Source organism: Romboutsia sp. MSSM.1001216sp_RTP31141st1_G3_RTP31141_220114 (genome assembly GCF_039031195.1).
In the GTDB taxonomy this organism is placed as follows: domain Bacteria; phylum Bacillota; class Clostridia; order Peptostreptococcales; family Peptostreptococcaceae; genus Romboutsia_C; species Romboutsia_C hominis.
Map to the genome: position 1 here is coordinate 1 of NZ_JBCIUO010000001.1, position 13,684 is coordinate 13,684.

The window sequence follows — 13,684 nt, forward strand, 5'->3', positions numbered from 1 at the left end:
CAAACACTTCCAATTGCTTAAAATCCAAGACAAAACCTCCTTATATTGTTTATAAGTATTATAGCATAGTATAAAAATGACCTGTTACAAAATCATTACAAAATACATAAAAGTATTATTATTATTATATAAATAGTATATAATCATATAAATGATAGACTAGAATAATTATGTGTAAAATAAAATCGGAAAAAATAAGTGTTAATAAACAAAAGGAGGACTAATTTATGAAGCTACGGAAATTATTATATAGCATCATTATCATTAGTGCATTTGTAACGGGATGTAGTAAGAGCGAGAATATTAATACAAATGAAAGCCTACCTAATGAAGAAATGAAACATAGGATGATGACGAAGGTTCAAAATAATGTTAATGAGATAATGAATAAAGACTATGAATATGTTATAGAAAATATGGGGAAACCATATTGTACAACTTATTATATAGACTCGGATAATCCAAGGGAAATAAGGGATAAAAGGCTTATATATCCAAAATATACTGAAGGCAATAAGTTAGATAAGAGTGCTTTATATATAAATTTAAGAGATGATCATGTTGTAGAAGTACAAACCTATGAGATATCTAAAGAAGATTTAAATGAAAAATATATTAATGATGGTGCTGATATAATTGTAGATAGATATAATGATGCATTACCTATATCATTAAGCAGTGTAGAAAAAATAGATATTAACAATTTCATAGGAAAGGATACAAGGTTAGTATATGAATACTTTGGTGATAAATCCCCAAGTTTAGAAGCATATAGCAAGGCAGGTAATAGAAATATAGATTTGTATGAAGTTGAAAGTAGCGGAGAGATTAAATTACTAGTAATTTTTAGCAAAGAAAATAAGATAGAGGATATAAAAATCATTAATCAAGAAAAACTTGTTAATATATTAAAGCAATATTTAGATAATAAATAAGTTTTTTTTGGTTAAATTCCTCCTAAATACTAAGTATTTAGGAGGAAGTAATAATGAATAACAATAAAAATAGATTAAAAGATAGACCTAAGACTAAATCTGAAAGGAGAAACATGCTTTCAGAGCATGGATCAGAACTAGGGATAAAAGATGGTCTTCATATAGGAGCAAAAGATAGTGGAAGCAATAGGACTAAGACATCAAAACTTTATAGCAAAGTAAAGAAAAAGGATTAAGCTTAAAGGAGCGATTAATTTGTAATTAGTCGCTCTTTTAAATTTAGACAAGGAAGGTAAATCAATGATAAGTGAAATATTAATAACAGGCATAGCAGTTGGTATTACATATAAATTTTTAAAAAGAGAAGCAACTACATTAGAAAAAATAGAATATAATATAGAAGATGAAAAGATACCTAAAGAATTTGATAATTATAAAATATTACAAATTAGTGATTTACATAATAAAACATTTGGAAAAAGTAATATAAAACTTATAGAAGAGATAGACAAAATAAATCCAGATATAATAGTAATTACTGGAGATTTAGTAGATGGAGAAAAAGATAATTTTAAAGTGGCTTTAGACTTAATTGATTATATATCTTGTAAATATAAAGTAGTCCATGTAGTTGGAAATCACGAGCAGAAATCTCTTAATAAGAAATATAAAAAAGAATATAAAGAATATTTTAGATTACTTAAAGATAAAGACATAATAGATCTAAATAATGATAAGATAAAAGTTAATAAAGGAAGTAGTTATATAAATTTATATGGGGTAGTAGTACCGCTAGAATATTATCCATATTTTTTCAGTAACTATAGAAATAAAAATAAAGCTTTAGATAAAAATTTCATGGATGAAAGTTTAGGTAAAATAGATAAAAATAGCTACAATATATTACTTGCTCATAATCCATTCTTTTTTGAAAATTATTCTAATTGGGGAGCAGATTTGGTACTTTCAGGACATGTTCATGGAGGAATAGTAAGGATACCTAAAATAGGAGGGGTGCTTTCACCAAATAGAGAGTTTTTCCCAAAATACGATTTAGGTGAATATAATCTTAATGGATCTAAGATGATTTTAAGTAAAGGATTAGGCGGTTCTAAGGTAGTAATAAGAATAAATTGTAAGCCTGAAATAGTACAAATAAACTTAAAGTCAAAAAAATAGTACTTATAAATAAAAAAGTTCTAACTGTTATAGTTAGAACTTAAATGGTGCCGAATGTGGGATTCGATGACTATAAAATTAAAAATTAATAAATAAAAATAAAACATAGTAATTTCAAAGACTACAGAAAAATATAAAAAACTGACTTTTGGTGTTTTTTATGAATTTTTTTTGTGGTTGGGGTACAGTTGGGGGGAATTGGGGGATAAAAAAAGAGCTATATAAGAAATATAACTCCTTTATGCATTAAGCTATTGTGGAAGCTTATTATATATAAAATATCTATAAAGCAAAAATATTATTTATTTTGTCTATAGCTTCAACTTTAACATTATCCATAACCTTTGTATAAATATTAAGTGTCAATGTTATATCAGAATGCCCCATAAGAGCCTGTACTGTTTTTGGAGGGACATTAGCTTCAAATAATCTAGTAGCGTAAGTATGTCTTAATCCATGAAACTTTATAGGCTCAATATTAAGCTTAGCTAAAATACTTTTTAAGTTTCTAGTAGGCTTTTTACTATCTAGTGGATAACCAAGTTCATTACAAAATACATAATTTTTATTATCATATAATTTACCAGCTTTTAACATTTCTTTATTTTGATTTATTTTATGTTCTTTTAATTTAAGCAAAACATCTTTAGGTATAGGCACAGATCTATAAGCATTTATAGTTTTAGGTTCTTGTTCAATTACCTTATATTCTTTAGATAAGTTTTCATCAATAAAACATACTTTTTTTAAGCTTCTATTTACTGATAAAGTACTTTTATTGAAATCTATATCACTCCATTTTAAGCCTAATATTTCTCCTAGTCTTAAACCTGTACCAAGTGCAACTAAAAAAAGTGCTTGTAATTTATGTCCATCTATAGCATTTAAAAATAGTTTTTGTTGTTCAAGTGTTAAAACCTCGAATTTATCATCTTTTTTTATTTTAGGAAGCTCAATCAATTTAGCATAATTTTTTTGTATATAATCTTGTTTTTCAGCTTCACCAAGACATGGTTTTAATACTTGATTTATAGATTTAATGGTAGATGGAGATGTACCATTATTTAATAAAGTATTATAATGTTTTTGTATAGCAGTTATATTTAATTTGAATAGTTTTGTTTTACCTAAAGTAGTATTTAGTATATAGTTTCGATAAATGCCTTCGTATCTTTCAAATGACGAGGGTTTTATTTTATTCTTTTTATATTCAAACATATAGGTATATAGCCATTCTTCTAATGTAGTTGAATTATCAATCTCTATATGTTGCATCAAATATTGTTTTTTAAAGTTTTCAAGCTTTTCTTTTACTTCTTTTTGGGTTTTACCATAAAACTCTTTTCTTATAGGCTTACCAAGTTCATTATATCCAACCATTATACGAGAGCGCCAACCATCTTTATATTTGCCAATAGATCCTTCTCCATTAGCTCTTTTGCTAGCCATTATTTAGAAATCTCCTTTCGTAAATAATTCTTTATAAGATTTATGCATAAATTTATCAATTAAATAGCATTTACTTTGTTTATAATTAGTTTGTTATGTGGTTACTGCATAAATATTTTTAGTAACTACATAATAAGCAAAAAAATATAAAATATATAATTATTAATTATTTATCTAACTTGTAACTTCCTATAAATTCAATATGATCTAATGCTCTTATTGTATGAAAACTAATTTGATGTGTTGGGTATTTAAATTTCATCAACTTAAAGAATTCTTCCTCGTCCATCATATTATTTAAGTAAGCTTCTAAATACTCATAGATTGTATCATCAGCCATAGGACCCTCTACAACATCATATGAGTGTGTATTACCATTTCTGCAATTAACAACAAAATCTAGCCACTCATGCGAATAGTCATTAAATATTTTTACATTTAAGTCCTCAATATTTTTTAATTTGTATTTATTAACTATTGGCTCTTTAAACTTTGTTGCCCATTTTTGAGCTTGTTCTTCTATTTCAGTACAATAAAACCCCCAAGAAAAATCTTTAGTAAATTTATGTTTTCTTATTTCTGGATATTCTATTTTTAAATAACTCCCATGATATAAAATTTTTTCCATAAAGTAACCTCGCTTTCTTTTAATAATTTATAGGCGTATAACCTTATGAGTTAGCTTCTAAGAAGCTTAAATGATACTAGTAATACAAATATATTAAATAAAAAGATTAAACGTAAAATTAGCCTTATGTTGAAGCTTATAAATTTAAGATATAAGCTATATTTTTTACATAAACTTTTTTAGTATTGTTTTTTATTTTCGTCATTTTGCTCATATAAACGTTTTATATAATCTACTTCTCTTTCTATTCCCCAAAGTATCTTGTCTATAAAATTCAAGAAATCATCTAAAGGTAATTCTTGATATGAAATTTCACTATTTATATTTAGTCTAACTAAAATTTTACTATTTTCTTTTAGTATATTAAAAATTATTCCGTACTCTTTGAGTATTGGTATTAAATTATTTATTTTAGATATTTTTGACTTTAACTCATCTTTTATAAATTGATTATCAATTGAATCGATAAAGTCAGATATTGAGCTATCATCAGTATTATTTTTAGAGATATATTTATTTGAATTTACATTTACTTGTTTTGCTAAATATTCTTTAAATATATTTTTATTCTTATCAGAAAGCCCATTATCAAGTAAATTATCAATGGTTTGAGTAATTAATATATTTTCGATTATAGCACTCCTTACTAAATGGCAATTATCGTCGTTTAGCATTCCTTGATCTTGAAGAAAAGCAAATAAAACAATACTTAAAATCCAGTTATAATTTTGTTCAGTAGTAAGTCCTATTGCGTTAGATAGGGATTCGTAAAGTTTTTTATTACGAGATAAACCGAGTAAAAGATCTTGTATTTCATAAACATTATAGTTTTCATTTACGATTTTATTAATTAATTTATTCCTTTCATGGAACGTGTAATATTTAAAAGGGTAAAGATTACATATAAAAACAAAGAAATCTTCACAAGTTACAAAATTATCAGTACCATGAATTAAGATATCTACATTAATTACAAGAGCTTTTGCTATTTTGTTTAATGTATTTATACTGGGGGATATATCCCCACTTTCATATTTTTGATACGTACGAATATTTATGTCTAAAAGCTCACTTACTTGTTTTTGTGTCATTTTTTTTAATAATCTACATTTTTTTATATTGTTACATACACTCATCAAATCACCTCTTGTATATAAAGTATATACTAATATGAATTAAAAGTACATATAGAAATACAAAAATAATATTGACACGAATTAATAATTCATATAAAATGGATTTACGAATTAATAATTCATAAAAGAGGTGATTATATGAAAGTCAAATTAGAAAGAGTTAAAAAGCAAATGACGCAAGAAGAAGTTTGTAAAAAGGCGAAAATATCAAGAGCAACACTGGTAAAAGTCGAAAGAGGAGATTTTTCACCATTAACTTATAAAAAAATGATTTCTTTAGCTGACGTATTAGGATGTGATGCTAAAAAATTATTTTTCAATGAAGAATAGGGGGCATACATTATGAGCAATACAAATTTAGAAATCTTAAAAACAATGCAAAGTACCCTTAATGTTCTAGTAAGCCAGCAGGAAGAAGAGAGAGCCAAGGAGCAAGGCTACAGAGAGGTAATGACATATAAGCGAAATAAGGCTGAATTAATAACTGCCAAAGAAGCATCTAAAGAATATCCTATAGGAGAAACTAAATTTAGAGAATTATGTAGAAGTACTAATTTAGGATTTCCAAGTATTAAAATAGGGTGCAGATATTACATAATAAAAGACAAATTAGATGATTGGTTCAGAGCTAGTGCAGGGAGCTGTTTGTAAGTAGGTGAGGTGATTTGAAGGAAAATTTTTATCCATTTGATAATGAAATACTTAAATATAGCTTAGATGGAGTAGAAACCATTGATTTTAAAAAATATCCAGATTTATTGAAGATATTATTTTCTCACTGGTTTTCTCAAAAGGAAAATTATACAAGAATTAAAAAACAGTATCGTAAAGGTGAGTTTGAATTGAGCATAAGAGAAGTTCAAAATAAATTTGGAATAACACGATATCAAGCTGAAAAATTAATAAAACTATTTGTAAAAAATGATTTAATAGAACCTATAAATAAAGGAAATAGTGATTCTAATAAATCAATATATTTTAACTGTATTTTTTCAGACAGTGTTTCAGACAGAAAACAGACAGTAAAACAGACACATAAATATAGTAATTCCAATAATTCAGATACTACAAATCAGACAGTAAAACAGACAGTATTTCAGACAGTAAATCTGAACTATAAAAAAGATAATATAAAAAAGAATAATAAAAAAGAAATATATAGTCGAGTTATAACACGACTTAATGAATTAACTGGTAAAAGTTATAAGCCTACAACTAAGAAAACCATAGCTTGTATAGATGCTAGATTAAATGAGGGATTTAAAGAAGATGATCTTTATAAGGTAATAGACATTAAAACTAAAGAATGGCTAGGAACTGAATACGAAAAGTATTTAAGACCAGAAACACTTTTTGGAAGTAAATTTGAAGGATATTTAAATCAGAAACTAAAGGAGCCACAGAATAACTCACTAGAAGAATTTAAAGGACTTAAATTAGTGTAAGGAGGATAGAATGGAAAAGCTAACAAACTTACAAGCAGAGCAGAGTATACTAGGCTCATTACTACTAGATCCATCGCTAGTTTATAAGTTAAAAGAAAAAAGTATTAGAGTTAGTGATTTTTATTATGAATATAACAAAATTATATTAAAAGTTATAAGAAAGCTTAATCAAGAAAATAAACCGATAGATTTAATAACAATAACCGAAGAATTAAAAGCAATAGGTAAGCTAGAAGCTTGTGGAGGTATTAATTATATAACTAGCTTGTCTACAATAGTACCGACAGTTAGAAATATTGAATATTATATTGATATAGTAAGAGAATTGTCGTTGAAAAGAAATATAGATAGAGAAATAATTAGTATTTCTGAAGATATAGAAGTTATGGAATTAAGCGATATTGTTAATGTGATGGATAAGGTAAAAGAATCACTATTGAATAACAAAAAAATTGAGGATTTATATATTGATGCTTCAACTATAAAAAGAGATAAGGGAGCTAGGCGAAATTTAAAAACAGGATTTAATAAGCTAGATAATTATTTAGGTGGGCTGACTTATGGAACAATGACAATATTAACAGGTGAGCCATCAAGTGGTAAATCAACTATATTAAATCAAATTATAGCAAATACAATACAGAATAATCATAAAGTATTTATATATAGTGGTGAGCTTCCTTCATATCAATTAATGGAGTGGTTTGTTAGGACTGTAGTTAATGGATACCACCTAAAAGAATATGAGAATAAACAAGGTGAAAAATATAAAGATGTAACCGACTATAGCTGGGAATTAGTATTAGAGTGGGTAAAAGATAAATTTTTCGTGTATGGGCAAGACTCAAAAGCAACTGAAAATAATTTACTCATGACAATAGAGTATTTACATAATAAAAAGGGCGTAAGGTTATTTATATTAGATAATATGATGACTATACAAAGTGATGGAAGTAAAGACAAATACAGTAAACAAGAAGATATGGCTATAAACTTAAAATCATTGGCTAAAAAATACGGATTAGTAATCATATTAGTTGCTCATCCAAATAAAGGAAGTTCACAAAATAATGAGCATAGTATGTATGATGTATCAGGAGCAAGTGAGGTTGTGAATTTAGCAGACCATGTTATAAAGACAATAAGGAATAAGAAAGACGATGAAGATAAGAGTTTTATTACAATATTGAAAAATAGAACAACAGGTAAGCAGAATATAATATTTCAAACTTATTTTGATAATGAGCGAAAGAGGTTTTATATAGACGGTTCAGAGCTTGAGAAAGATTATGGCTATGATGCAAACAAGCAATTTGTACAAGTAGGTATAGAATCACCGTTTAAAGAGGAGTGATAAGAACTGAAAGATAAGCTAAAAGAATATAATCATATTTTAAGTCGTATTGACAAAGCTTCTGAATACTTTAGTAAATTGAGTGATAAGAAGTTAGAACATATTGAAGAGAGTAAAGAATATAAAGTACTAGGAGCGCTTATTTATAGAGCTAACGAACTTTATATAGAGTTAAAAGATGCTGAAATAAAAAAATAAACTGAAGCTAAGTATGAGTATAGTAAATAAAAATTTCTTTTTTTAATTAAGTCTAAAATTAAATATAAAAGGGTTATATTACCCCTCTGACCCTTTAAAAATATGAGGTGATTTAATGACTATACAAAAAATGATTTCTGAAATAAGTAGAAATATAGGAAGCTTAGAGGTTGTACATTATGCTAGAGATATAAATAGCACATTAAAAGCAAGAGATTTATTAGCAGGAATATATATGCTTGATGAATTTATAGAGATAAGAGGAGCAACAGGAACAGAAATATCAATAAAGAATGATAAGGTTTTAAAACATGAAAAAGTTAGTAAAAAAGTATATAGGTTTTATAATAGCAAAATTAATATATTAATTAGACCTATAGAATATTAAAAATATCCAATGAGTGCCACGTAGAAAGGTTTTAAAACGGATTTAGTGTATTTATATTACTAAAATTAAAATAAGGTAAATAGAGAGGCGTTAGTTTATGAAAAATGAATTAAGAAAAGTTAAATGTAGACATAGAACAATGGGGTTTGTGCATGAAGGATATTTACATAGCTTTGCAGGAACAGATTCAGAAGTATATGCAATTGTAGAAGATGAAGACGGAGAGATTTGTAAGTTTCCATTGAGTAGATATTCTATAAGATTTTTAGATAGGGACAGTATAAGATAAATGGAGGTTGAAACATGAACATAAATAACATAAATAAAATAAGTGAATATTTAAGCAAAGATATAGACCATTTAATCACTAAAAAACAAAATTAGACGGTATTCATACAGTTGAATCAGACGAACTAGATATATTTTATATAGATAAAGGCGTGTTAGTTTTAATCACAAAAAGAGGAATGAATATAACATTAGATATAAATAAGTTTTTTGCATATGGACAAGGAGAAGACTTTATTATTTGTTCATGTAATACATACATATCAATACAACCAATAAGCCCAAAATACCCTAATTTAAGGGCAGAAATAGAAAGACATAATTTAAGTTATAGATTAATTGATACAGTAATAGAGCATGAAGGAGTACATATACAAGATATATTGATTGGAAATGAAGAAATAAACCTTAGTACAGCAATATATCTAAGAGATAAATTGTTTCCAAATAAAACAATGGAATATTTATTTGCATAAACAAATAACACGAAATAGATAATATTTAATTAAAGATAATTAATAGAGGTTGAAAATGGATTATTCAAAAAATAAAAAAAGTAGTTACTAAATCGCCAAACATAGTAACTACATAGGGATATATATACCCAACAAACAAGCAATATGAGTATATATATCCTAGCTTATATTTGTCAAGGTAGGTGTAGACATGAAAATAGAAAAATTAAAACTAATAATAGAAATTTTAAGTAAGACAAACGTTGAATTAAACAGCAATAGAGCTATGAATATAGCAATCAAATTAAATAAATTAAATTAGTAAAAATTTTGTAGTTACTACGATTTAATTTATAGTAACTACACTTATATAAATAGAAAAAGGGAGATTTAATTATGAGTAAACAAGAAAGCTTAGAAATATTAAATATTATAAGAGAATTAAAAGAAACTAATCCAGGTGGTTATCAAATTATTGTAAAAGAAATAAAGGATAGATATAAAAATAAAATGGAGGTAGTAAAATAATGAATGCATCAGAATTAAAAGAATTAGCATGTACAATAGATGAGTTAAGAAAGAACAACCCTAAGGCATTTGAAGTAATAAAGACCTTAGTAGATATAATGAAAAATAATAACCAATGATGGCATAAGGAAGTGTAAAGCATGTATTGTGTTATACAAGAAGTAAAATTAAGTAAGCCAGATTTAAAAGGTAATTCAATAGGTATAGAGCCTTATTCATGGAGCAGTGGAGATAAAGTATATTATTCATATAGAATGAGTAAGGAAGTCTTTAAAAGAGATATAAAGAAAGCATATAAAATTAGTATACATAATAGCTATAGAGAAAACGGAAAAGTTAAAAAGAAACAGTGGGTAATTTGTACAATAGGTCATTACTACATGATAGAGTGGGGGAATTGGATAGGGGATTGTTGTAGGTTACAAGATAAGTTAGAAGCTATAGGAATTACAGAGGATGAATTATGTAATCTAGTATATGAGAAGCTTGATCCATTAACTGATAAGATAAAAAGTGAATATAAACAAACAGAAGAATATATTACAACAACAAAATATAGGCAAATAATAGAAGAATACCAAGCTTCACAACGAGAATTTAATAGTAAGTATGGTGAAGGATACAACGAATGTTATAACGTATTTAATGAACTTGTAAATGCTGATAGATTAGAAGAAATTAAGAGAGAATATGAAGCTCGAAAAGAGTACGAAGAAAAAAGTAAAAGGTACCAAGAAGAGTTTTATCGTAGTTACTATGAAAATAATAAGAGTAACTACAGTAACAGTGGTTACTATAGAAATAATATTAGTAACTACAGTGAAGAAGAAAAGAAGTTGTTAAAAGAAGCATTTAAATTATTAAGTCATAAGCACCACCCGGACAAAGGCGGTAGTACTGAAAAAATGGCAATGATAAACAATTTAAAAGAAAAAATCTTATAATAAAGGGGAATATGTATGAGTAAAGGATATGGAAATTTTTTTTATGATGTAATGATAGCTATTGAATATAAGTATTTAAAAAATAGATGTGAAAATGGTTGTGAGCTATCAGGAGCAAGATTAAAAAAGATAGATGATATTTTAGTTGATGATTATAATAATTTAAATAAACAGCTAATTGAAAGAGAGAATGACACTTTAGCTGAATTCTGTATAAACAATTCAATAAGAGATATAAAGCTTTTAGGAATGTTATTAGAGCCTTTGCATGAGCAAGAGCAAGCTTCATATAAATGTATAATAAATATATGTGAGGCATTGAAAGATGAAAATGTTAAACCAAATAAAAAGTTAAAGACATTGGCATACTTAAAATTAGCTTATAGATACAAATTTAACTACAACTATGATTTTATGAGCAAAATAATAACAACTAGTTTTATAACTCTATTTGAAGAAAATGAAAATAATAAAGATATTGAAAGTTTGATATTTAACCGTACATTATTACAATTTATACTGAGATTATTAGAAGGTTTAACACCTAGACAAGTATTAACGGTATTTCCAATAGAAAAGTCATTTAATGGTTATAAATATGGACTTAAAGATTATTATAGTAGTATGGAATTTATTAACGATTTAGGAATAGATAAACCTTTAACTTATGAAACAGCAAAAAAGTTTTTAATGGAATGCATGATAGGAAGATTTATGTTTAATGTTGGAGTTAGTATGATGTCATTAGTAAGTGATTATAATAATTGGGATATAAACGATGTAATGGGGTTTATACAGGATATAAAGAATGAACCACATTTGAAAATAATTAAATAATATTTAAGTAGAGTGTTTATTTGATGAACACTCTATTTTTATATGTTAAAATATAGAATGAATAAGCATTAAATAAGTAAGTTATTTTAAACTAAGGGAGATAATATGAAGTAAAAATATTATATAAAAGGTTACTTAAGGAGATGACGTATGAAAAAAAGGGAGTATACGATAGAAAACCTAGAAGAGCTACTTGATAATTTACCATATGAAATATGGCTAAAAGATAAAGAGGGGAAGCATATATACATAAATAAATTAGGGGCTGAAAATGTAGGTTTAAGTAAGGAAGATATAATAGGTAAAACAGATCATGAAATAAGACCGTCTTATATAGCAGATAAATGCTTGGAAGTAGATAGAGATTTAATCTCTGGGAAAATTGATAGATATAGTCAAGAGGAGAAGCTTAAAAATTCGAATGATTTATCGTATCATGTTAATAAATTTATCATAAATAAAGATAAAGAGGTAATCTTAGGAGGAATTGCAGAAGAGGTAAGTATAAAAAAGAGTATTCAAGGTATTACAGAACATATAATGTTTAATGACTTTAATCTTGATAATTTAAAAACTGATTATATGAAATTTTTAAAGGATAAACTTAGATCATTAAATTTAGCTTTAAAGAGCACAAATATAGATATTTTTTTATATGAGGAAGATAGAAAATTTAAATTTTATATGAGTGCTAATGATGATATATGTATTTTTAATGATGATACTAGGTTTACTTTGGACAAATATTTTAAGAAAGAAATTCTAGATGAAAAAAATCCTTTCAGCACATCAAAATATAAAAAATTTATAGAACTTAATAATAATTATAAAGATGAACTAGTATCAAAATTATACGCTATAGAAATAGCAGGTAATATATGTGCTTTGATTAATATTCAATATGAAAATTCAGCAACTATAAAATATAAAGATGATGTATCTATAATTGAAATATTAAAAAAAATGTCAATCTTGATATTTCAATTAAAAAATGAAAAAGATATTTTAATACCAGATATAGAAAATAGAAGAGTAGAAGAAGCTATAGATTTTGAACATATAAAGTCAAGCTTTATAGCTAATATATCCCATGAATTTAAAACTCCAATAAACATAATATTGTCGACCGTTCAACTGTTAATTGCAATTGAGAAAGGGGATTTTAACAGTATAACTAAAGAAAAATATATTGAATATTTAAATATGTTAAAGCAGAACTCGTACAGATTATTAAGATTAGTTAATAATGTAATTGATACAGCTAAAATAGAGAATAATTTTTATAAATTAAACCTAGGAAATTATAATATTATAAAGCTTATAGAAGATATAACTATGTCAACATCAAGTTATGTTTCAGAGAATAATAGAAACATAATTTTTGATACAGATGAAGAAGAAGTAATTTTAGCATGTGATCCAGATAAAATAGAAAGAGTAATTTTAAATCTATTATCAAATGCAATTAAATTCTCAGAAACAGGAAGTAATATAAATGTTGATGTAAGTACAGATTTTGATAAAGATATAGTTTATGTATCAGTAAAAAATACAGGAGAATTAATTAGTGAAGAATATGCAAATAAAATATTTGGTCAATTTATGCAAGGGGAAAATTTATTTATAAGACGTACAGAAGGTAGTGGAATAGGTTTATATTTAGCTAAGTATTTTATTAAAATGCATAATGGGGATATATGGTTAAATTTAGATAATAAAGACTGTACAGAATTTATATTCTCTATACCTATAGAAAAAATACATGATAAAGAAAAGTTTAATGAAGAAATAAATGAAGGGATTTATATTATCAACGAACACAAAATAATAGAGCAATGTAATATTGAATTCTCTGATATATATAAATAAAATAGTGAAAATATATATATTTAATAATATTTAAAAGTTAGTTTTTATTTT

Annotated in this window: 17 protein-coding genes; 14 read left to right on the plus strand and 3 right to left on the minus strand. The window is 25.7% G+C overall.

What is annotated here, in order from left to right; genetic code table 11:
- The first annotated feature begins 227 nt into the window (after positions 1-227).
- From ABCP60_RS00005 to ABCP60_RS00015, 3 genes are all read left to right on the plus strand, one after another.
- Positions 228-935, plus strand: a complete 708-nt coding sequence (locus ABCP60_RS00005; protein WP_195236807.1) for a hypothetical protein — start codon at positions 228-230, stop codon at positions 933-935.
- Between the two features lie 53 nt (positions 936-988).
- Complete coding sequence (locus ABCP60_RS00010; RefSeq protein ID WP_092927298.1) at positions 989-1,171, plus strand: hypothetical protein; 183 nt, start codon at positions 989-991, stop codon at positions 1,169-1,171.
- A 64-nt stretch (positions 1,172-1,235) separates the two neighbouring features.
- Positions 1,236-2,114 (plus strand): metallophosphoesterase, encoded by an 879-nt coding sequence (locus ABCP60_RS00015; RefSeq protein WP_195236808.1) that lies wholly within the window; start codon positions 1,236-1,238, stop codon positions 2,112-2,114.
- Positions 2,115-2,396: 282 nt separating this feature from the next.
- On the opposite strand, the gene ABCP60_RS00020 is transcribed toward ABCP60_RS00015, so the two are convergent.
- The 3 genes from ABCP60_RS00020 to ABCP60_RS00030 all read right to left on the minus strand — a co-directional run bounded on the left by ABCP60_RS00020 (position 2,397) and on the right by ABCP60_RS00030 (position 5,327).
- Positions 2,397-3,563, minus strand: coding sequence for a tyrosine-type recombinase/integrase (locus ABCP60_RS00020; RefSeq protein ID WP_343100989.1), 1,167 nt, complete (start codon positions 3,561-3,563; stop codon positions 2,397-2,399).
- 166 nt (positions 3,564-3,729) lie between these two features.
- Positions 3,730-4,191, minus strand: a complete 462-nt coding sequence (locus ABCP60_RS00025) for a DUF3990 domain-containing protein (protein WP_343100990.1) — start codon at positions 4,189-4,191, stop codon at positions 3,730-3,732.
- Between the two features lie 179 nt (positions 4,192-4,370).
- Positions 4,371-5,327 (minus strand): helix-turn-helix transcriptional regulator, encoded by a 957-nt coding sequence (locus tag ABCP60_RS00030; protein ID WP_343100991.1) that lies wholly within the window; start codon positions 5,325-5,327, stop codon positions 4,371-4,373.
- Between the two features lie 138 nt (positions 5,328-5,465).
- On the opposite strand from ABCP60_RS00030, the gene ABCP60_RS00035 reads away from it, so the two are divergent.
- From ABCP60_RS00035 to ABCP60_RS00085, 11 genes are all read left to right on the plus strand, one after another.
- Positions 5,466-5,657: a helix-turn-helix transcriptional regulator gene (locus ABCP60_RS00035; RefSeq protein WP_343100992.1), complete on the plus strand. Its 192-nt coding sequence runs from the start codon at positions 5,466-5,468 to the stop codon at positions 5,655-5,657.
- A 12-nt stretch (positions 5,658-5,669) separates the two neighbouring features.
- A complete protein-coding gene (locus tag ABCP60_RS00040) occupies positions 5,670-5,978 on the plus strand; it encodes a hypothetical protein (RefSeq protein ID WP_343100993.1) in 309 nt (102 codons plus the stop codon).
- A gap of 14 nt (positions 5,979-5,992) precedes the next feature.
- A complete protein-coding gene (locus tag ABCP60_RS00045) occupies positions 5,993-6,772 on the plus strand; it encodes a conserved phage C-terminal domain-containing protein (RefSeq protein ID WP_343100994.1) in 780 nt (259 codons plus the stop codon).
- Positions 6,773-6,782: 10 nt separating this feature from the next.
- Complete coding sequence (locus tag ABCP60_RS00050; protein ID WP_343100995.1) at positions 6,783-8,126, plus strand: DnaB-like helicase N-terminal domain-containing protein; 1,344 nt, start codon at positions 6,783-6,785, stop codon at positions 8,124-8,126.
- A gap of 313 nt (positions 8,127-8,439) precedes the next feature.
- A complete protein-coding gene (locus tag ABCP60_RS00055) occupies positions 8,440-8,712 on the plus strand; it encodes a hypothetical protein (RefSeq protein ID WP_343100996.1) in 273 nt (90 codons plus the stop codon).
- Positions 8,713-8,809: 97 nt separating this feature from the next.
- Positions 8,810-9,001 (plus strand): hypothetical protein, encoded by a 192-nt coding sequence (locus ABCP60_RS00060; RefSeq protein ID WP_343100997.1) that lies wholly within the window; start codon positions 8,810-8,812, stop codon positions 8,999-9,001.
- A gap of 178 nt (positions 9,002-9,179) precedes the next feature.
- Entirely contained in the window at positions 9,180-9,476 is a 297-nt protein-coding gene (locus ABCP60_RS00065; protein ID WP_343100998.1) for a hypothetical protein, read from the plus strand.
- Positions 9,477-9,851: 375 nt separating this feature from the next.
- Positions 9,852-9,983, plus strand: a complete 132-nt coding sequence (locus tag ABCP60_RS00070) for a hypothetical protein (protein WP_343100999.1) — start codon at positions 9,852-9,854, stop codon at positions 9,981-9,983.
- 140 nt (positions 9,984-10,123) lie between these two features.
- A complete protein-coding gene (locus tag ABCP60_RS00075) occupies positions 10,124-10,927 on the plus strand; it encodes a hypothetical protein (protein WP_343101000.1) in 804 nt (267 codons plus the stop codon).
- A 15-nt stretch (positions 10,928-10,942) separates the two neighbouring features.
- Positions 10,943-11,764, plus strand: coding sequence for a hypothetical protein (locus tag ABCP60_RS00080; protein WP_343101001.1), 822 nt, complete (start codon positions 10,943-10,945; stop codon positions 11,762-11,764).
- Between the two features lie 150 nt (positions 11,765-11,914).
- A complete protein-coding gene (locus tag ABCP60_RS00085; RefSeq protein WP_343101002.1) occupies positions 11,915-13,633 on the plus strand; it encodes an ATP-binding protein in 1,719 nt (572 codons plus the stop codon).
- Positions 13,634-13,684 lie beyond the last annotated feature (51 nt).